Source organism: Campylobacter concisus (assembly GCF_003049065.1).
Classification (GTDB): domain Bacteria; phylum Campylobacterota; class Campylobacteria; order Campylobacterales; family Campylobacteraceae; genus Campylobacter_A; species Campylobacter_A concisus_BE.
The window spans coordinates 191,337-211,732 of sequence record NZ_PISC01000004.1 but is presented as its reverse complement, the minus strand read 5'-3'; the positions used below and the strand labels follow the sequence as shown (position 1 = coordinate 211,732).

Below are 20,396 nucleotides of genomic sequence, written 5' to 3'. Positions count from 1 at the left end.
ATAGACATAGGTTTATATGAGATATTATTTAATGCGTAAGCTTCATTAAATTTATATGTATATCTTGTGTGCATTATTTCGTTGTAGTTCTCTTCTAGTTTTTCATAGGATGTTTTCCAAAGTTCTACTATACCTTTAAGAAAAGCTACTCCTACATCTTTGCCTAGTGATTTACCATATCCTTTTAGCATGTTTCCCATAGCTTCTACATCTTTTGGGTTAAACATATAAGTTTGTTTCATAAAAGCAAAGCTTCTCATGCTATTCCAGATGATACTTATGTTATAACGACCTATTAAAAGACGAAGTTTTACAGAGTTAATAGCCTGTTTAAGCAAATTTCCTTTTGATTTTCTTAGGATTTCAACATTTGTTTTAGAATTTGTTACATACTTTATAAATTTATCAACATTTTCAGTATTGTTCATAGTAAATAGCTGTCTTACAATGTTTAATACACCAAGCTCATCAAGAAGCTCATCTGTTGCCTCTTTTTTATTTGGATCAAATACAAATGAACCAATGGACTTATAAATTTTTGATTGACCATCTTCACTAAAGTACTCTGCAAAAGGAAATAACCCCTCTATAGCAGTTTTTACTATAAGTGTTGGAGCTTCCTTTTTCATATCTTTTTCTATGGTTTCATAAGGGATATCTTGCATTTTTAAAGTCTTTTTCAAGATAGCATCGTCCTTTTTCCAACAATCCTCTATCTCTTTTGCTTGTTTATCAAGTAGCTCTTCTATCTGCTTTTGCTCCTTTAGTCCTAAGATAGAAGTGTCTATGACTTCATGCTTATTCTCACTATTTGCTTTTAAAAGCTCTTCCACACTTACTACGTTACCTTTTTTTGAGTGTTCCATATAGTCTCTTAACTCTTCGATGCAAATATACTCACCAACCTTTGCATTTATACTATCTTTGTAAAAAAACAAAGTTTGCTCTTTTTCGCCAAGTTTTATTGTTGCGTTTTTATGGATAACCTTTATCTTTTTTTCTGCTATCTCTATATATTCCCCATCGTTACTAATAGATTTCTTTACCAGGTCTCCTGGGTAGCTTTTAGTTATTATAAAGTAAGCCACAGCAATAGAGAGTACTTCTGTTAAGGAGTAGTGATTGTTTGGCATACGATCGATTATTTTAGTTGCAAGTTCTTTAGCATCTTCTATATTCATTTCATCTTCGTATTTTTTCATATTAGCTATATCATCTACACTAGGATAGCTTTGGCCAAAACTTCTTTCAAAAACGTTTTTATTTATCTTTTCAAAAATATCTTTAAAAGTTAGAGTGACCTTATCCATATATGCTTTTTCATTTTCTTTTATCTTCTCCATATCATTTGGCTGTTTGGCATAAGCATTTACATGTACAAAATTTGTATTATAAAGTTCGTCAATTTTTAGTTGGTCTGGTACATATGCAAAAAAAGTTTTGTTTGCTTCTTTATCACTTGCCTTTTTTCTCTCTACGATATTGTCTATATAACCCTTATCTATCCTTGCAAATGGGGATAAATTTAAGACAAGAGTTGATTTATTGTTACCTTTATTGATATCTATACTATATTGGCTATAGTCTTTTATAGGAGTTAAGGTCTTTATATCATCAAATTTTTGTTTTACTACATTGTCATTGTTTGATCTGTTTATTCCATCTTTTATCTCTTGATCTAAGCTCTTGCTTACAACCTCTTCTCTTAGCCCAGCGCTTGATCTAAAAGGTGAGTTTGAAAGAACGATGTAGTTTTTATTTAAATTTGAAAAGTCCTTGCTATTCATCTCGTCGTTTGTAGATTTGCCGTTTTTGTTAGACTTATCTGATATTAGATTGGCTAGTTTTACAGAGTTGAAATTTGAAGCGCAGATGAAATTTAGATTTGCATTTAGTCCTTTTATCTCTTCTTTTAGTCTGTTAAAAAGCGTATCTTCACTTGAGCCAAATCCTAAGTTTTTATTTATGATATCGTAAGAGCAAGCATCTTTAGTATATTCAAATACTGATACATCATCTAAGTATCCATATACGCTATATCCTTCATCTGCATTGCAGTTTATCTCCTTTGTGCCTGAGTTAATCTGAAAAGGAACATAGTCTAAATTTAAATGTGTAAAGTCTATAAAAAATCCAGACTTAGAATTTTTATCATTCTTAAATACCAAGACATTGCAATTTGAGTTTATATTTAAGGTATTTATAATAGAAGCAAACCTAGATGTAAAAAATCTTAGTATAGGCAAAGATACTCCATAAAGTGCTTTGTTGGCATCATACTTGTATATTTCAGTGTAAAAATCAACAAGTTCCCAAGCAACAGTACCCCATCCGATTAATTTTTTCCCTACCGCTTTTGTGCCTGAAAGATCAAAAAGACTTAATACAAAAAGCGCAAACTGCTTTATGATAAATTCTCCGTTATCCTTGTTTAGATCTTTTAAATTTTTGTCTAGTTCATCAAAACACTCTTTGACACTTCTTTCAAATTTAGCTTCGTTTAACTCCTCATTAGACATTAAAGGTTTAGCATCATTTATTAGATCGTCTTTTAAAGTACTTAAGCACTCTCTTAAAATATCTTTACTTTTGTTGTAATAAGATATTATAAAATCAAACATTTCAGCAAAATTTTCTGCTGGTCTAGCTTGATTTTCTCTTCCTGGACCATACTTTATTTTTTCTGTTCTAATTTTTACAGGATCGATCTTTTCCTTTAAATTTACAAAGAATTTATCAACTGCACTCTTTTTATGAACTACTTTTACTGGTATGCCTCTATATTTAAATTCTCTTGTTCTACTTAGATTTTTATCCTTAAAACTCTCTTTATCTATATAAAAGTCAGTTACAATAGATATTTCCCCATCATTTTCTTTAGAAAATATTGATCTTCTTGTATTTAAGAATGTTGTCATCTCGTTGTTTATCAAACTTGCCATACTACCAAAGAGATTTGACCCTAGAGAATTCAAACTAGACGTATAAAGAGTTACACATTTTGCATCAGCCATATACTCTTTTATCTTTTTTAACGTCTCTTCGCAAGAGTAAGTTATTTTTATTTCGTTGTTTTGCATATTAAGCCACCACTACTGTTTTAGTTGTATTTATATCATCATTATATTTACTATCAAGCCCACAAGCAAATTTTATATCCACCGTCTTAGCCTTGCTTGGTGTGACATAGATAAGATTACTCTCATCGCTTATATCATCCACAAACTGAAAAAATCCTATACCACTTTTTGGAAGTGTTGTATTTTTATAAATAGATTCTATATATTTAGGTGTTATAAAGATAAAATTCTTATCCATGAGCGAGTATTTGAAGTTAAATGATGAGATGCTAAATTTATCCTCTCTAAAGCGAGAGCTTAGATATTCTTTTAGTTTCTTATCTTTTACATCGCTACCCTCATCTAAATTTAGCTCCATCTCTTTAAATCCCTCTTGGTTTTTATGCTCCACATCATTTAGCTTATATATACAAACAGCAAGGTTATCTGCTTGATTAAGGGCTGATTTTACATGCAGTCTTATGTGAGCGCTATTTAAATTTGGATTTAGCACCGCTGCATTATCGTTTTCAGATGTTGGGCTACCTATGCTATGAGCTAGCTTTATCCTGTTTTCTTTTTTGATACATCTTAGCGGTGAGCTGGTGTTGCTTAGGCACGCTGGCACTAGGTCTTGCATAACAGCATAGTGGTTATTCATACTTTTTAGACTAAGAGCCGCTCTTGGCACGTATGCTACCTTGGTGCAAGGGTTTTTAGCTGAGCAGCCAACTATCGGTGAGTTTATAAAGTCAACATCAAGTATCACACCTTGATCATCTGACCTTATGCTTTTGCCTGCTCTACTTTTTAAGATCACATGGCCACCATGTGGGCAAACTACCACGTCATCTTCTATTATTGGATTAGCAAAGGCAGTACCGCCAGCACTTACCGCGCTACTTTTCTTTTCTAAATTTAGCCTCTCACTTGCCCGCTCAAGCGACTCTTTTGTCTCTTTGTTTGTTGGTTTTAGGTCTATATTTAGGCTTTTGTTTAGTAAAGAGTAGTTTAGCACACAAGCTCGTTGATTTTTATAATCGATAGTTAGTCTTCCCTTGTCTTTATCTTCATCTCTTGGCTGATGAGTGAAGCTTAGCGGGTTAGAATTTGACCCCTCCCCGTCCTCTTCTTTTTTAAAGTATAGTGGATAGTCTGATTGCTCTGTGGCGGTGTTTAGTGGCTTATCTATGATATAAACCTGCGTTTTTAGCTTTGTAAAGTCTATATCTAGATCAGAGCCAACTTGATTGATATCAAATATACTCTTATCTCTTAAAAGTATATCCACCTTGCCCTCACTGATATGCATTAGCTCGTTTGGCTCTAGCCTTATCACATTTAAGTACTCTTTTGCCACGTCGTTTTTAGCATCTTTTGCCACATTGTCTATTAGCTTAAAGTTATGCGTTAGCACTATGCCTCTTGTTATCTTTTTATCAGTATTTGTTTTAGCTATTACCACATAGTGTTTGTTATCGTCCGCATATTTAAAGCTCTCAAATTTTAGCTCATAAGCACTTCTATAAATTTCTAGCCTTGTGTTTATATACTGCTCTAGCTCTTTTTCGTTTGAGTTAGAATTTGCATGCGAGCTTGCTATCTTAAAGAAGTCAGATATATAGCTCATACGGTCCTTAAATGCCTTCAGATCAGCCTTTTTACTTAGCATAAAGTATCTGACCGAGTAGATAGCAAAGAAAAGATTTAGATCGCCGCTTTTTACCTTGCTAGCTATATCTTTAGCATCTAGCGCCTTTACCTCCTCTCTATCTATCATATCTACAAATTTATCTTTCTCTTTGTAGTACAAGAGCGAGCTTACAGGGTCTTCTAAATTTGGCGCTTCATTTTCATCCTCAAAACCAAGAGAATTTACATATAAAGCCACAGGATATATCACACTCTCAAGTATGCTAAGCCTTTTTTTATCCTCGCTGCCTAGCTTTGGTAGATAGCCTAGAGAAATTTTATAAAAGTAGACATTAAAGCTTAGGCTTTGTATATAGTCATTTAGATAGTCCAGAGCGGCTGGCACGTCTTTGTCTTTTATCTTTGCCTCATTTTTTTCATTACTTAGCAGATACTCCATCAAGTATAGGCTCTCAACTATCTGCTTCATAAAGTGCGAGGCAACTAATATATTTATAAGATGAAGTTTCTTTGTATTTTTATAGTCATACTCTGCCAGATACCCATCTAAGCTTTCAGCCCCTAGCCCATATCTAAATCCAAGGTCAGATATCACCGAAGTGCTTGGCTCATAGAGTTGGTTCCACTCTCTTTTAAGGCTATCCTCGTCACTATCATCACTAGCATCAAATAGCCCCTCGTCATTTTTATCATAAATTTTATGTCTGACGCTATCGCAGTGATGTACCTCTATCTCAGAGCTTCCTTTGCTAGACTTGTTGATATTAGAATTTACATTCTTATCTCCTAGCTCCTTGCAAGCTTTCTCGTTATCTTTTGTTAAATTTACGCAGTCTTCTACTGTGCTCTTGTCGTCTTTAAAGCCAAACATATTTTTTATCTTTTTAAAGACTGAGCCTACTATCTTTCCTACAAAGCCATTTGGGTCAAGTAGTCTTGCTATCCACCTTACGCCTTTCATTATTGCCTTAGCTATAAAGCTTACAAATCTTAAAGATATAGTTATAAGTGAGGCATATATACCGCCAAAGCCAGGGGCATTAAAAGTATATAGCTCCTTTACATCTTTAGTATATAAAAAGGCAAATGACTGAGCTAGGTGGCCACCTAGCGAGTGGCCTGATAAGACTAGGTTAGAAATTTCGCTTGTATCGTTTGAATTTGCCTTGTGCTCTTTTATAGCGTCATACATATCGCTCTTTAGTATAGCCATAGAGGCTATCTGGTTTAGTCCTGCACCCAAAAGGGCTATCATGCCGTCAGTAAATACTAAGTCCTTAAACCCTAGCTCTGTTCCTCTAAAGCCTATGATGTAGTTATTAAATTTACTATCATAAAAGACCGTCGAGCTAAAGCCAGTGATAGATGTATTTTTGATGTGATGGACTAGCTCATAGCGATTGACAAAAGCTTTTGTGCGAAGGGAAATTTGGTGGAAGTTTGGCTCGCCTACAAAAATTCTATGCTCTTTAGTTGTTTTATTTACTTTAATAAAATTTTGAACTTTATTTTCAATGGTTCTTATATCAGGTTTATCTTTTGGGTCCTCGTCACTATCCTGTGGTACCTCAATTACCATATCTTGATTAAAACGTGCTTCGATTGTTAGGGCATAAGCAGTGGGATCGCCTAATTTTCTGCCGTTATTGCTTGCCTCTTCTGAAAGCTCTTCTAATGTATCACCTTTTTTTATACCATCTGCATATCTCCAAACAGGTTTTTCAACTTCCTGTTTTTTATATGAATTTACAATCTTTTCAGGAGCATTATCTTTGCCAACCCTACTATAAAGATCATCTAAGCCATTTTTTTCATTCTCGCTTACCCAGTGAAGCATTGCGTAACTTGCGTCAGCTATATCTGCATAGTCTTTAAATTTGATTATCTGTTCTTTTGTTGAAATTTGACTCATTTTTATTTCTCTAAATAGAATTTATTATTATCTATAACATATCTAGTTTCAGTATCTTTTAATCTAAAACCTCTACCCTCATCACCATACAATCCATAGTTGGTTACTTTATAACTATAAGAAACTCCCATTGTTATAGGTACAGCTTCATCGTTATCATTTATATAAAAATATTCGGTATTTATACTAGGTGGATATTTATTAAAATTCTCTTGTCCTATAAATTCTTTTACTCTATTGCTATAGCCTTGAGCTATCTTGGGTTGTTTTTTAAATTTCCTAGCATAGTCGCCCTTGTCTGTATAGTATAGCTTGCCATTTGAAAGAATTTGTGGGAGTTTTTTATCCATAATAGCTAGATCATCTCTTTTAAAATTTCTTTTATTATTCTTAAAAAAATCCTTCATATACAAACTTCTTTCCTTTTCTCTTTTTTCTATTTCCTCATAGAATTTCTTATTAAATATATAAACTCCGCCATATTTTTTACCAAGCTCTTTTATTTCAGAGTTGTTTATATTATTACTTGCTTGATTTGCAGAGCAAGCTATTAAAAATATGCTTGTTAGTAGTAGAAGTATAATTGCAACAAATTTCATCCTATATCCTTTTAGAAAATTTCTTTTGCTTATTTTATTGTCTTTGAAATTATAATATTATTAATTTATTATGTTTTATTTGTAGATTGTTAAATTTTTTATTAATTGAGGTTATTTTTATCTATATTATTGTCTAGCTCGTTTTTTCATTCTTGCTTACCCAGTGAAGCATTGCATAGCTTGCATCAGCTATATCAGCATAGTCTTTAAATTTGATTATCTGTTCTTTAGTTGAAATTTCACTCATTTTTATTTCGCTTTTTCAAATTTGTTGTTGTTAAGGATAAATTTATTTCCACCTCTAGCAGTATGTATTTCTCCTTTTGATAAAGAAAATCCTCTGCCCTCGTCACCAAATAAACCATATTTTTTGACTTTGTAGTTATATGTTACTGTTAGTTCAATAGGTACTATGTTATTGTTATCATCAACATAAAAAGACCAAACATTAATATCTGGCGTAAATTTATAATAGTTCTCTTGTCCTATATAGTCTATTACCTTGTCAATATATGTTTTTGACAAATTTACAGCTTTTTGATATGTATTAATTGTGTAGTATGGCTTGCCGTTTGAGAGAATTTGCTGCATTTCAGGATTATTGTAAAACTCAAGCTTTAAAATTTCTCTCATTTTTTTATTTCTATCATTTTTGTTAGGTATTGCTTTTATTCTTTTTAAAATCTCTTTTCTCTTACTATCTCTTATTTGCTCTTGTTTCTCTATCTCTTTTTCAAATTTCTCATTAAACACATAAACTCCACCATATTTACTAGCCAAATTCTCTAGTTCAGAGTTACTTATCTTACTGCTTGCTTGGTTTGCAGAGCAAGCTATTAAAAATATGCTTGTTAGTAATAGAAGTATAATGCCTATAAATTTCATCCTATATCCTTTTTGTTTGGTTTATCATTTAGATCATCTAAGCCGTTTTTTTCATTTTCATTTACCAAATGAAGCATTGCATAGCTTGCATCCGCAATATCAGCATAGTCTTTAAATTTGATGATTTGTTCTTTTGTTGAAATTTGGCTCATTTTTATTTCACTTTTTCAAATTTGTTGTTGTTAAGGATAAATTTATTATTTCCACTTATATCTTTTATGTCTTTTCTAGATAGTGAAAATCCTCTACCCTCATCTCCAAATAAGCCGTATTTTGTATAACCCTCATAAAAGCTTACATCTAAAGAAATAACCTTTAAATTTTCGTTATCAAAATAAAACTCATCAATCATTATAGATGAAAGATTGTAGGCTATTTCACCCATAAAGTTTTTTAACTTTACAACTACGTCATCAGGTATTACTACTTTTTTAGAGTAGTTTCTTCTTTGATAATATGGCTTGCCGTTTGAGAGAATTCGTGGGAGTTTCTCGTTAATGGGTTTTGGATCAATCGCATAAAGACCATCGCCCAAATCTCTACCTTTCATTTTTTTGCTTAACTCTTTTCTTTCAGCTTCCCTTTTCTCTATATCCTCAACAAATTTTTGATTAAATATATAAACCCCACCATATTTACTAGCTAAATTCTCTAGTTCAGAGTTACTTATCTTATTGCTTGCTTGATTTGCAGAGCAGGCTATTAAAAATATGCTTGTTAGTAGTAGAAGTATAATACCTATAAATTTCATCCTATATCCTTTTAGAAAATTTATTTTGCTTATTTTATTGTCGATATATTTACATTACGATTAATCACCTCGTTTTTAGATTTTTAATCCTTAAGAAAAAGAATTAATATTAAGAGTAAAATAGGCTTTTTTAAGCGGAATTTCGCAAATGGCGTATCTACCAAATATTGATAAAGAATTTCAATATTTTTTACTATCAAAATGGGCCAAATATTGAAAAAACTAAAGCATTTTTTTAAACTTGCTTTTAACTTTTTTGTTATAATATCCCATCAAAAATAAAAGGGATATTTTTTATCCGAATTAAGGTTTTAAATTTGAGAGTATATTTAGACAATAACGCCACAACGATGGTTGATCCAGAAGCTTTTGAACTTATGAAGCCGTTTTTTTGCGAAAAATACGGCAATCCAAACTCACTTCACAAATTTGGCTCAGAAACCCACCCAGCGCTAAGAACAGCACTAGATCAGCTCTACACCGGACTAAATGCAAAAGATAGCGATGACATCGTCGTTACCTCATGCGCAACCGAGAGCAACAACTGGGTTGTAAAAGGCATCTACTTTGACAAAATCGCAACTGGCGAGAAAAAACGCATCGTCACCACCGCAGTCGAGCATCCAGCCATTTTGGCAACTTGTAAATTTCTAGAAAAATATGGCATGGATCTTACGGTCTTAGACGTAAATAGCGATGGCATCGTCACTCCAGATCAGCTAAGAGCCGTCATGGACGAAAACGTCGCGCTTGTCGCCATAATGAGCGCAAACAACGAAACTGGCATGATCTTTCCTATAAAAGAGCTTGCCAAAGTTGCCCACGAATACGGCGCTTTATTTCACACTGACGCCGTGCAAGCAGTCGGCAAGATAAAGATAGATGTTCAAGACTTAGACGTTGATTTTTTAAGCTTTTCAGCGCATAAATTTCACGGACCAAAGGGCGTTGGAGCGTTATTTATAAAAAATAGCATGCCACTAAGCAGCTTGCTTCACGGCGGCGAGCACATGGGCGGACGCAGAAGCGGCACACTTGATGTACCAGGCATCGTTGGCATGGGCAAAGCGCTTGAACTAGCAAATAAATTTATGGATTACGAGCATTCGCACGTTCGCCGTTTGCGTGACAAACTTGAAGACGCGCTACTGCAAATTCCTGACGTTAGCGTCGTTGGCAAAAAAGAGCAGCGCGTGCCAAACACCATCCTAGCATCTATCAAAGGTGTCGAGGGCGAGGCGATGCTTTGGGATCTAAATAGAGCTGGCATAGCGGCCTCTACTGGCTCTGCCTGTGCGAGTGAGACGCTTGAGAGCAATCCTATCATGGAGGCGATCGGCGCTGATAAAGAGCTAGCTCATACCGCACTTAGGCTCTCTCTTTCGAGATTTAACACCGAAGAGGAGATCGACTACGCGATAGAGCAGATAACAAAGGCTGTAAATAGACTAAGAGGCATATCAAGCACATTTGCATACGCCCCAGAGTGGCATAAGAGTGGATTATAAAATTTAAAGGAAAAACATGGCAAAAAATAACTTAATCGGCGGCTCTATCTGGGATGAATACTCAAAGGTAGTGCAAGATAGGATGAACAATCCTAAATTCATGGGCGAACTAACCGAAGAGGACGCCAAAAAAGCAAACGCAAAACTTATCATAGCTGACTTTGGCGCAGAGAGCTGCGGCGATGCGGTCAGGCTCTACTGGCTCGTTGATGAGAAGACTGACAAGATAATAGACGCTAAATTTAAAAGCTTTGGCTGTGGCACGGCGATAGCTAGCTCTGATACGATGGCTGAGCTTTGCATCGGCAAAACAGTCGATGAAGCAGTCAAGATAACAAACCTCGATGTCGAAAGAGCTATGCGTGACAACCCAGACACTCCGGCTGTGCCACCTCAAAAGATGCACTGCTCGGTTATGGCTTATGACGTTATCAAGGCAGCTGCTGCAAGCTACAAGGGCATAGACCCAGAGCACTTTGAAGATGAGATCATCGTTTGCGAGTGCGCTAGAGTGAGCCTTGGCACGATCAAAGAGGTGATAAGACTAAACGACCTTCACACGGTTGAGGAGATCACGCAATACACAAAAGCAGGCGCATTTTGTAAATCATGCGTTAGACCTGGCGGACATGAGAAAAAAGACTACTATTTGGTTGATATCTTGCGCGATACTAGGGCTGAGATGGAGCAAGAAAGGCTAGAAGCTCAGGCAAATGCTCAAGCAAACAACACGCTTAGTGACGTTAGCTTTGAGAGCATGACGATGGTTGGCCAGCTAAAAGCGATCGAGTCGATCATCGATAAAGAGATCCGCCCGATGCTTATGATGGATGGCGGAAATTTAGAGATCATAGACATCAGAAACGATAACGGCGAAAATATCGACGTTTATATCCGCTATCTTGGCGCTTGCTCAGGCTGTTCAAGCGGCTCGACTGGCACACTTTATGCGATAGAAAATGTCTTACAAGAGAGCCTAAGCCCAAAGATCAGGGTAATGCCTATATAAATTTATCGAACAGCTTCTTTTGGAGCTGTTCGCCTCTACTAAATTAAATTTACCACCCAGACAATCTAAATTTAACCTTTTAAAAATTTCAAAATTTCACTTCTAGTCTGCGCCAAATCGCCCACAAATTTCTTCTCAAACTGCGAGCGGTTAAAGGTTCTTTGACGCTTAGCAAGCTGGGCTGTGTGCGTGGCGATGAGCGTTTCTAGCTCACTTTTTGAAATTTCACCCTCCAAAAACTGCTTGCACTCTTTTAGACCTATCGATTTTAGGGGTTTTGGCTCGCTTTTATACTTGTCAAATAAAAACTTCGCCTCATCTATCAAGCCCTCATCTAGCATATTTTTCGTCCGCTTTGTGATGCGAGCTCTAAGCTCCTCTTTGTCCCACAAAATTTCAAATATCGCAAGCTCTTTTATGACGCTCTCTTTGGTGTTTTGCTTTAGCCAGATGCTTGGGATTTTGCCGCTAAATTTATGAATTTGATACCATTTTTCGAGGCGGTAAGAGTCGTTTTGGCTAAATTTACTTGCAAACTCGGGGTCGTTTTGTAAAGCTAGCTCGTAAATTTCTTCGTTGCTTAAATTTATCTCGCATTTTGGCACATCTGGCGCAAGACCGCTAAGCATCGCCTTTAGATAAAAGCCACTGCCTCCTGTGATGATGAGCGGGCAGCCTTGTGAGCGCGCAAATTCCTTTGCATTTTTATAAATTTCAAAAAATGCCCCAACGCTAAACTCCTCATCAGGGTAAATTTCATCCACCCCAAAGTGCCTCACAGTCTCCAGCTGCCAGGGCTTTGGCTTTGCGCTGGCGATATCTATCTCTTTGTAAAGCGCAAGCGAGTCAAGGCTTAAAATGACGCCACCAAATTCCTTTGCTAGCTCAAAGGCTAGGTCGCTCTTGCCGCTTGCCGTGGTGCCAATTAGTGCTAGCTCGCCAAACAAGCTTAACCTTCGTAAAATGAGCTAAATAGCAAAATTTCATCGCTTCGCTCGTTGCTTTTGCCCTCTTTTATGAGATCAGCCAAAACGCCTGCAAAGTGTGGTGCAAAGCTTAGTTCGTTTAGCCCGTACGCTTGGTTATAGAGTAAATTTTGATATGTCTCATCGCGTCCGATCGCTGGCTTATCGTTTGAGCTAAGAAGGACGAAATTTGCCCTAAAACTAGGCTCTTTTAGCTCACTTATACCAAGGTGTCTTTTTAGCTCGTTTAAAAATGCGTTGATCTTTTCTGTTTTTACAAGCGTATCGATCGCGCCCACTTGTAAATTTGTGATGATCGTGACACCATTTTTCGTTGGATAAATTTTGGCAAACATATCATTTAAAATGATCGGTTTTTTAGGGATCTGACCCTCGCTTAGCACAATATCGATCGTGTAAAATTTAGCCAAAATGGCGCTTAAATTTGTCCCAAGCTTACTTGAAAGCTCCAAATTTCTACTAGCCACGACAAAGCTATCAGCCTCGTACTGGCCAGCACTGCCAACAGCCTTTTGCACGGTTTGCCCCTGTGTTTTTAGCTCATAAATTTCATCGTTTATAAACTGCACTCCAAGCTCGTTTAGCTCACTAACAAGCGCCTTTTTTAGCTCTCTAGCGTCGATACTTGCGTTTTTAGCTAAATTTAGTGCACCTTTTATGTTTTTATTTATCAGACCAAAATTTGCTAGCTCACTATCCACGCTTAAAATTTCTTGCTCGCTATCAGCGACTTTCATCTCATCAAGCCTCTTTTTAAAGCTCTCATCCTCGCTAAAAACAAGATAAACGCCGCTCTCATCAAAATTTATCTGCGGATATTTTTCGCTTAGCTCTCTTAAAATTTCAAAGCTCTTTTGTCCAAATTTTTTAAACAAAATTCTCATCTTTTTATCGTGAGCCTTTGTTGATTTAAGCGTGAAATTTGCCATCCAAGCTCTAAAGTTTTCATTTAAGCAAAGCGCTATATCAAGCTCGCTTTTTTTACTAACAAGCCCCAAAAATGAGCTAGATATCGCTCCATCTCTTGCAAGTGCTGGGGTGTTAAATGGGGTTAAAATTCCGCTTTCAAACTCATCTTTTTGGTTACTAATAACTAAAATTTCCTCGCCCTTTTTAGCTAGCTCAAGCGCCGTAAATAACGCACTAAAACCATCTCCGATAATCGCTATTTTACTCATCATAACCCTTCATTTTAAATTACTCTCGCAATGATAATATAAATTTAGATTTAAAGCAAAATGGTGTAAAATCAGACACTTTTTAAAAAGATGGAAATTTATATGATCAAAAAGCTAAAAGATATCGCAGAACTCATCGTTTTTAAGCACTCGGTTTTTGCTTTGCCCTTTATCTTTGTGGCGATGATAGTTGCGAGCAAGATAGAAAATGGCTCGGCTTGGTTTGGCTTTAAACTGCTTATTTTAGGCACTCTTTGCGCGGTCAGCGCTAGAAATTTTGCTATGGCGTTTAACAGATACCAAGACGAGGACATCGACAAGCTAAACCCACGCACTGCAAGCCGTCCAAGCGTAGATGGGCGCATCGGCAAGGGCAATATGCAGCTTTTCATCGCAGCAAACGCGCTTATCTTTATCATCTGCGCTTATTTTGTAAATTCGCTCGCATTTTGGCTAAGTTTCCCCATCCTTGCCGTGCTTGGCGGATACTCGCTATTTAAGCGATTTAGCGAGCTAGCGCACTTGGTGCTAGGCCTTAGTCTTGGACTTGCCCCCATCGCTGGCGTGGTCGCAGTGAGCGCTGCTATACCGCTTTGGAGCGTGCTACTTTGCCTTGGTGTGACATTTTGGGTGGCTGGATTTGACCTGCTCTACTCGCTTCAAGATATGAAATTTGACCAAGAGAACAAGCTCTTTAGCATACCAGCCATTTATGGCGACAAGGCGACACTATTTTTATCAGCCATTTTTCACGCTCTAGCTTTTATACTTTGGCTACTTTTTGCTTGGGCGGCTGGACTTGGAGCGATGGCATTTTTTGGCATTGTGGTAAGCGGCGTGATATTATTTTTCGAGCACAGGATCGTAAGGCGCGACTTTAGCAAGATAGATCGGGCATTTTTCACGCTAAATGGCTACTTGGGAATTTTATTTTTCATCTTTGTTTGGATCAGTGTATTATGAGCGAAGTAAGGCTTTTTAAAGCGCCTCTTAGCATGGTTTATGAGTGCGACAGAAGTGGGGATGAGAAATTTTTAAGAGAATTTAACTCTATCTTGCCAGGCGACGAAGATGCGCTTGGAGCGTGGCTAAAGCGAGCTAAATCACGCGGCGAGACCAAAGAGAGCGACCAAGTCTTGCTAACGCTTGTCATCGAGCTTCATAGAAAGATAGACGCGCTTAGTGATTATATAAAAAATGAGCACAAGCAATACTTGCCGCTAAAAGAGAGCGCAGATATCGATGAGATCGGCTTTACGCATATAAAAATAAGCGAAGATAAATTTAAAAAAGATGAAATTTACTACGCAAGGATCGCGATGCCCATCTTTCCAAAGAGAAATTTGAGCCTTTATCTAAGGGCGCAGGACGAGAGGCTAGCAAAGATAGAGAACATGCACGAAGAGGACGAGGCCGACTGGAACGCTTACGTGACGGCTAGAGAGCGTGTGATGATAAGAGAGCTTAGAGCGAATTCGTAAAGGAAAAATATGGAAATTTACATTTTTTTAGGTTTTGGCATCGTTTTAGCGATAATAATAGCTTTGATATTTATAAAAGATAGCGAGACAAATAAGAAATTTACAAGGTATGAGCGTGCCATAGAGAGCGCCATACAAGAAAACTATAATCTCAAAAAGCAGCTAGCCGCACTGGCGAGCTTTAAGCCTGATGATGACGAGCAGCTAAAAGATGTAAAAGACGAGCTAAAAGAGCAGATAAATGAGCAGATAAATGAAAAAATCGTGCCGATAATCCGCGCTATAAAGAGCATCGAGCGAGTGATAGATGACTTTGCAAACGAGCAAAAAGATAGGATGTTTAACCTTGAGGAGCGAACAAGAGATATCAATAAAATCGCCCCGAGTGTTATAAACGAAGAAGAGCAGATCCTAAAGATGTTTAAAGATGGCAAAAGTGCAGCCATGATCGCTAAAGATCTTCACGTGGGTATGGGGCGAGTTGAATTTGTGCTTAAATTTCATAAATTAGCCTAAATTTGGGCTAATTTTAAAAGACAAAACTACTCTTAAACTACAAAAATTGGCTTAAATTTTTATTTAAATTTAAATCTTTTAACATATAATTGAAAATTAAAAAAAGCTCTAACCAAGCTTAAAAAAGGTGCTTTATGCTAATAGATAAATATGGTCGGGTTGTTGATTATTTAAGAATTTCTGTGACGCAGCGTTGCAATTTTAGATGTAGATATTGCATGCCTACGACGCCATTTAGTTGGACGCCAAAAGAGAATTTACTGACATTTGAAGAGCTATTTTTATTTGTAAAAGTAGCTATCGATGAGGGTGTGAAAAAGATCAGGATCACAGGTGGCGAGCCACTCGTGCGCAAGGATCTGGACGTCTTTATAAAGATGATAAGCGATTATAAGCCAGACATCGATCTAGCGCTTACGACAAATGGCTTTATGCTGCCGCACTTTGCCAAAAGGCTAAAAGACGCTGGTCTAAAGCGCATAAATATGTCGCTTGATACGCTAAATGAGCAAAAGGCTAAATTTATCGCTCAAAAGAGCGTCTTACACGAGGTTTTAGCTGGCTTTGAGGCAGCACTTGACGCTGGACTAAAAGTCAAGATAAACACGGTCGCTCTAAAAGGCTTTAACGACGATGAGCTAGTAAATTTGCTTGAGTTTGCTAAATTTAGAAACTCTCAGATCAGATTTATCGAATATATGGAAAATTCGCACGCCAAAGAGGATCTAAAAGGGCTAAAAAGCGATGAAATTTTAAAGATCATCTCGCAAAAATATAATGTCACAAAAGATGAAAAGTTGCCAAACGCACCTGCGTCTATTTATAGGCTCGATGACGGCTATAAATTTGGCATCATAGACCCTCACAAACACGACTTTTGCGAAAGTTGCAACCGCATCAGACTAAGTGCTGAGGGGCTTTTGATACCTTGCCTTTACTTTGAAGATGCGCTAAGTATCAAAAAAGCAGTCGCAAATGGCGACATCGTCGCAGCAAGCGAGATCTTAAGGCAAGTGCTAGCTAACAAGCCAAAAGAGAACAAATGGGCTCTAGGAGCTGAAAATGAAACCTCTTCAAGGGCCTTTTACCAAACTGGTGGTTGATGAGCAAAGAGCTAGAATTAGTTGAGGCATTTTTAAGCATCCAAGGCGAGGGCGCTTATCAGGGCAGGCTCGCTGTGTTTTTACGCTTTTTGGGCTGCAACCTAAACTGCTCTGGCTTTGGTGTAAAGACAAGGTCTTTAAAAACAGGCGAAGAGCTTTTGGGATGCGATAGCATAAGAGCCGTTTTTAAGGGACATTTTCACCACAAAAGATATAGCGCAGATGAAATTTTAAGCCTAGTTGATGGGCTTTGTAAAGGCTTGGAGCAAAAGCCGATCATCGTTTTAACAGGCGGCGAACCACTCATCTGGCATCAAAATGAAAATTTCATAAATTTGGTAAGAAATTTGCTTATAAATTACGAGGTGCATTTTGAGACAAATGGCACGATCTTGGTTGATTTTGCTAAATTTGAAATTTATAAAAACTGCCATTTTGCACTTGGCGTAAAGCTAGCAAATAGCGGAGTTAACGAGCAAAAACGCATAAATTTAGATGCCATCTTAGCTATCAAAGATAACGCGAAAAGCAGCTTTTTAAAATTTGTCATCTCGCGCTTTGATAAAAGCGAGCTGGATGAAATTTTATATATAAAAGATAGAGCAAATTTGCCAGTTTGGTGCATGGCGATGGGCGCAAATGAGGACGAGCTGGGCAAAAATGCTCTAAAAACAGCGCAATTTGCCATAAAGCATGGATTTAACTACTCAGAGCGTATCCACATCAGGCTTTGGGGCGACAAAGAGGGTGTTTGATGATTATTAGAAAACTTTTTAGATTTGAAAATGCGCATATTGTGAGATTTTGTAGCTCAAAGCGCTGCAGGACGAGTATCCACGGTCATAGCTACGTGGCAGAAATTTTACTTAGCTCAAATTTTCTTGATAACGCTGGCATGGTCTATGACTTTGGGCTGATGAAGCAAAACATAAAAACGATCATTGATAGCTTTGACCACGCTACGACCATATATTCAGGCGATAGTGACGAATACAAAAACGACCTTAAAAAGCACTCTGCAAGGTGGATCGAGATCCCGCTAAATCCCAGTGCAGAGCAGTTTTGCCGTATATTTTTTGTAATGATCGAAAGGCTACTTGAACTTAGCGTGATGAACAACGGCGAGCGCGAGGTGAAGCTTCATAGCGTCATCGTGCACGAGACCGACACTGGCTATGCGCAGTGCTTCAAAGAGGACGCGATAAACCCACAAATGGGCGAGATAAGGCTTAGTGATATCAAATTTTCAGAGGCTGTTATGGACGAGTGGGAAGATAAAAATTTACTTGAAAAGATGATAAATAAGATAAAAATAGAAAATCCAAAGGACGTTTAATGAAAAAATTTATAACCTCTTTTTTGCTTATAGCTGGCGTATTTTTGGGATGTGGAGATAAAGAAGAGGCCAAAAGTGACGTTAGTGAGCCAGTCCCCAGTGATGTTACGATAGCTCAGCCTGATGCAAATGTAACTATCGACGAGCAGTTGCCACCTGAGCCAGTCGTCGAAGAAAACGAGCCTCCCAAAGATAAAAAATGAACGAACACTTAAGCTCACTCTACGCTTATACTTTGCCATTTCACGTGACATTTTTTTATGCGCTACTTGCTTTAGCGGCGCTTTATCTAGCGCTTACTCAGTTTGGAGTGGGGAGTAAAAACTACGTGCTTCGCATAAGGTATTTCTTGCCTATTTATCATATGCTGCTTAGCTTTTTGGTGCTAACTGGGCTTATTTTGTGGGCATATTATAGTTACGAGCCAAAATTTAATGCCATAAAAATGCTTCTTATCTTAATAGCCTTAATCGCACTTAGCGCAGTTGGATATAAAAGGCTAAAGAGATATGCCATTGCTGGCGAGCTAGAGAAATTTAAAAAATTTGCCCTTATTAAAGGCATTTGCGACATCATTTTGATCATCATAGCAGGGATTTAGATGAAATTTTTATATGATAAAAACGCTGGCGAAGAGCGCTTAAAAATAGTAAATGAGGCATTTTTACACCTAAAAGCTAGAAGGGTTGAAGTAGGTGAGCGCATAAGTGTTAGAAATTTACGCGACGGCAAAGAGTATATCTACGAGATCGATGAGATAGAGCGCAGAAGTGCGAATTTAAGCCTCGTCTTTGCCAGCCTAAACTGCGAGCATAAATTTGACTTTACCATCGCTTGGGCGGTTGTCGATCCAAAGACGATCGAAAAGGCGCTGCCATTTTTAAACGAGCTTGGCGTTGGCAAGATCGCCTTTGTCTATACTAAATTTTCTCAAGCAAATTTCAAGATCGATCTTGAAAAGCTAAACTACATAAACGCACTTTCATGCGAGCAGTGCGGGAGAACGTCGCTAATGGAGTTTGAAATTTACAAAAATTTAGACGAGCTAATGAGCGTTTATAAAAATATCTCGGCTATAAATTTTGGCGGTAAAAATTTAAATGAAAAAAAAGATGATGAGATATTAATAATCGGTCCAGAGGGCGGATTTAGTGAGGATGAGACGGCTAAATTTAAAAATATCTACGGCCTAAATACAAAAAATATCCTAAGATCGCAGACCGCAGTCATATCAGTGGCGGCAAAATTTCTTGCTTGATTTATTTGATTTTTAGATTAGTTTTTATATAATCAGCAACTTTTAAGGTAACAAATAGCCCAAAATAATAAAGGAAAGATGATGAAAAAAGAGATCCATCCAGAGTATGTAGATTGCACCGTAACTTGCGCGTGTGGCAACACTTTTAAGACAAAGTCAAACAAAAGCGAAATCAGAATTGACATTTGCGACAAGTGCCACCCATTTTTCACAGGCAGCGAAAAGATAGTTGATAGCGCTGGCCGTGTTGAGAAATTTAAGAAAAAATACGCTCAAAAATAAGCCTTGCTCTACTTTGTTCCTACTCCAATAGGAAATTTAGAAGATATCTCGCTTCGCGCGATCAAAATTTTGCGTGAATGCGAGATAGCTATCTGCGAAGATACAAGAGTTTGCAAAAGTCTTGTAAATCTGCTAAACGAACGCTTTGACGCAAATATAAATATCTCAAATTTTATCCCGCTTCACACCCATAACGAAGATGAATTTTTCGCAAATTTAAATGATGAAATTTTGAGCAAAAATATAGCTTATATGAGCGATGCTGGCATGCCAGGCATAAGCGATCCAGGCGTTAGCCTAGTAAGATACGCTCAAAAAAATGATATCAAATACGAAATTTTAAGCGGAGCAAACGCTGCACTTTTAAGCGTGGTTGCAAGCGGACTTTGCGATAAAGAATTTGTTTTTTTAGGATTTTTGCCAAATACCGGCAGAGATAGAGCCTTAGCTATACAAAATGCTCTAAGCTTAGCCTATCCAGCTGTGATCTATGAAAGCCCAAAACGCATATTAAGCTTAGTGCAAAGCGTTGCAAATTTAGAACCAGAAAGAGAAATTTTTGCCATAAAAGAGGCGACCAAAAAATTTGAGACTAAATTTAAAAATACAGCCAAAAATTTAGCCCAAATTTTAGAAAAAGCAAATTTAAACGGCGAGTGGGCGGTGGTCATCTCAAAAAGTGCTAACATAGTCACTCAAAATATCACAAAAGATGAGATCATCTCGCTTGACATCGCCCCAAAAGCAAAGGCAAAACTGCTTAGCAAAATAACTGGCAAGGACGTCAAAAAGATATACGACGAGCTCATAAAAGCATAAATTTAAAAGCTCAAATTTCTCCAAAAAGTTTCAAAAATTCACTCAAATTTAGAAGCAAAAT

The 20,396-nt window shown here is 37.1% G+C and carries 21 protein-coding genes; 13 read left to right on the top strand and 8 right to left on the bottom strand.

The window, feature by feature from the left end:
• From CVS81_RS05315 to CVS81_RS05285, 6 genes are all read right to left on the bottom strand, one after another.
• A partial coding sequence (locus CVS81_RS05315) for a hypothetical protein (RefSeq protein ID WP_159070965.1) occupies nt 1-3,080 on the bottom strand: 3,080 nt, incomplete at its 3' end.
• Between the two features lies 1 nt (nt 3,081).
• Nucleotides 3,082-6,624, bottom strand: coding sequence for a hypothetical protein (locus tag CVS81_RS09870; protein ID WP_199907159.1), 3,543 nt, complete (start codon nt 6,622-6,624; stop codon nt 3,082-3,084).
• Between the two features lie 2 nt (nt 6,625-6,626).
• Entirely contained in the window at nt 6,627-7,223 is a 597-nt protein-coding gene (locus tag CVS81_RS05305) for a tRNA 2-selenouridine synthase (RefSeq protein WP_107965321.1), read from the bottom strand.
• A 249-nt stretch (nt 7,224-7,472) separates the two neighbouring features.
• On the bottom strand, nt 7,473-8,108 hold the full coding sequence (locus tag CVS81_RS05295) for a tRNA 2-selenouridine synthase (RefSeq protein WP_107965319.1): 636 nt from the start codon (nt 8,106-8,108) through the stop codon (nt 7,473-7,475).
• The gene (locus tag CVS81_RS05290; protein ID WP_199907158.1) at nt 8,105-8,260 is read right to left on the bottom strand and encodes a hypothetical protein; all 156 of its coding nucleotides are present in this window, start codon (nt 8,258-8,260) and stop codon (nt 8,105-8,107) included. The genes CVS81_RS05295 and CVS81_RS05290 overlap by 4 nt, the downstream gene beginning before the upstream one ends.
• Before the next feature lie 2 nt (nt 8,261-8,262).
• Nucleotides 8,263-8,859 (bottom strand): tRNA 2-selenouridine synthase, encoded by a 597-nt coding sequence (locus tag CVS81_RS05285; RefSeq protein ID WP_107965318.1) that lies wholly within the window; start codon nt 8,857-8,859, stop codon nt 8,263-8,265.
• A gap of 317 nt (nt 8,860-9,176) precedes the next feature.
• Between CVS81_RS05285 and CVS81_RS05280 the strand changes: the two genes are divergently transcribed.
• Together CVS81_RS05280 and CVS81_RS05275 are read left to right on the top strand one after the other, a co-directional pair.
• A complete protein-coding gene (locus tag CVS81_RS05280; protein ID WP_107965317.1) occupies nt 9,177-10,367 on the top strand; it encodes a NifS family cysteine desulfurase in 1,191 nt (396 codons plus the stop codon).
• Nucleotides 10,368-10,383: 16 nt separating this feature from the next.
• Nucleotides 10,384-11,376 carry an iron-sulfur cluster assembly scaffold protein NifU gene (locus CVS81_RS05275; RefSeq protein ID WP_004318029.1) on the top strand — a complete coding sequence of 331 codons (993 nt, stop codon included), beginning with the start codon at nt 10,384-10,386 and terminating at the stop codon, nt 11,374-11,376.
• 71 nt (nt 11,377-11,447) lie between these two features.
• Here the strand turns inward: CVS81_RS05275 and miaA are convergent, their stop codons facing one another.
• Together miaA and CVS81_RS05265 are read right to left on the bottom strand one after the other, a co-directional pair.
• A complete protein-coding gene (gene miaA / locus CVS81_RS05270) occupies nt 11,448-12,323 on the bottom strand; it encodes a tRNA (adenosine(37)-N6)-dimethylallyltransferase MiaA (RefSeq protein WP_107965316.1) in 876 nt (291 codons plus the stop codon).
• A gap of 2 nt (nt 12,324-12,325) precedes the next feature.
• Nucleotides 12,326-13,540 carry an NAD(P)/FAD-dependent oxidoreductase gene (locus CVS81_RS05265; RefSeq protein WP_107965315.1) on the bottom strand — a complete coding sequence of 405 codons (1,215 nt, stop codon included), beginning with the start codon at nt 13,538-13,540 and terminating at the stop codon, nt 12,326-12,328.
• A gap of 102 nt (nt 13,541-13,642) precedes the next feature.
• Between CVS81_RS05265 and mqnP the strand changes: the two genes are divergently transcribed.
• The 11 genes from mqnP to rsmI all read left to right on the top strand — a co-directional run bounded on the left by mqnP (nt 13,643) and on the right by rsmI (nt 20,335).
• Nucleotides 13,643-14,503, top strand: a complete 861-nt coding sequence (gene mqnP, locus CVS81_RS05260; protein ID WP_411160730.1) for a menaquinone biosynthesis prenyltransferase MqnP — start codon at nt 13,643-13,645, stop codon at nt 14,501-14,503.
• Nucleotides 14,500-15,021, top strand: coding sequence for a hypothetical protein (locus CVS81_RS05255; RefSeq protein WP_002942437.1), 522 nt, complete (start codon nt 14,500-14,502; stop codon nt 15,019-15,021). Before mqnP ends, CVS81_RS05255 begins: the two co-directional genes overlap by 4 nt.
• A 9-nt stretch (nt 15,022-15,030) precedes the next feature.
• A complete protein-coding gene (locus CVS81_RS05250; protein ID WP_004318037.1) occupies nt 15,031-15,537 on the top strand; it encodes a DUF6115 domain-containing protein in 507 nt (168 codons plus the stop codon).
• Nucleotides 15,538-15,671: 134 nt separating this feature from the next.
• Nucleotides 15,672-16,640, top strand: a complete 969-nt coding sequence (gene moaA / locus CVS81_RS05245; RefSeq protein WP_012001065.1) for a GTP 3',8-cyclase MoaA — start codon at nt 15,672-15,674, stop codon at nt 16,638-16,640.
• The gene (locus tag CVS81_RS05240) at nt 16,640-17,395 is read left to right on the top strand and encodes a 7-carboxy-7-deazaguanine synthase QueE (RefSeq protein ID WP_107965314.1); all 756 of its coding nucleotides are present in this window, start codon (nt 16,640-16,642) and stop codon (nt 17,393-17,395) included. Before moaA ends, CVS81_RS05240 begins: the two co-directional genes overlap by 1 nt.
• Nucleotides 17,395-17,976 (top strand): 6-pyruvoyl trahydropterin synthase family protein, encoded by a 582-nt coding sequence (locus tag CVS81_RS05235; RefSeq protein WP_021089494.1) that lies wholly within the window; start codon nt 17,395-17,397, stop codon nt 17,974-17,976. Before CVS81_RS05240 ends, CVS81_RS05235 begins: the two co-directional genes overlap by 1 nt.
• Complete coding sequence (locus CVS81_RS05230; RefSeq protein WP_004318036.1) at nt 17,976-18,179, top strand: hypothetical protein; 204 nt, start codon at nt 17,976-17,978, stop codon at nt 18,177-18,179. The genes CVS81_RS05235 and CVS81_RS05230 overlap by 1 nt, the downstream gene beginning before the upstream one ends.
• On the top strand, nt 18,176-18,577 hold the full coding sequence (locus CVS81_RS05225; protein ID WP_107965313.1) for a hypothetical protein: 402 nt from the start codon (nt 18,176-18,178) through the stop codon (nt 18,575-18,577). Before CVS81_RS05230 ends, CVS81_RS05225 begins: the two co-directional genes overlap by 4 nt.
• Nucleotides 18,578-19,234 carry a 16S rRNA (uracil(1498)-N(3))-methyltransferase gene (locus CVS81_RS05220; RefSeq protein ID WP_107965312.1) on the top strand — a complete coding sequence of 219 codons (657 nt, stop codon included), beginning with the start codon at nt 18,578-18,580 and terminating at the stop codon, nt 19,232-19,234.
• An 81-nt stretch (nt 19,235-19,315) separates the two neighbouring features.
• Entirely contained in the window at nt 19,316-19,516 is a 201-nt protein-coding gene (gene rpmE, locus CVS81_RS05215; RefSeq protein ID WP_009295018.1) for a 50S ribosomal protein L31, read from the top strand.
• A gap of 3 nt (nt 19,517-19,519) precedes the next feature.
• Nucleotides 19,520-20,335 (top strand): 16S rRNA (cytidine(1402)-2'-O)-methyltransferase, encoded by an 816-nt coding sequence (rsmI, locus tag CVS81_RS05210; protein ID WP_107965311.1) that lies wholly within the window; start codon nt 19,520-19,522, stop codon nt 20,333-20,335.
• Nucleotides 20,336-20,396: the final 61 nt, after the last annotated feature.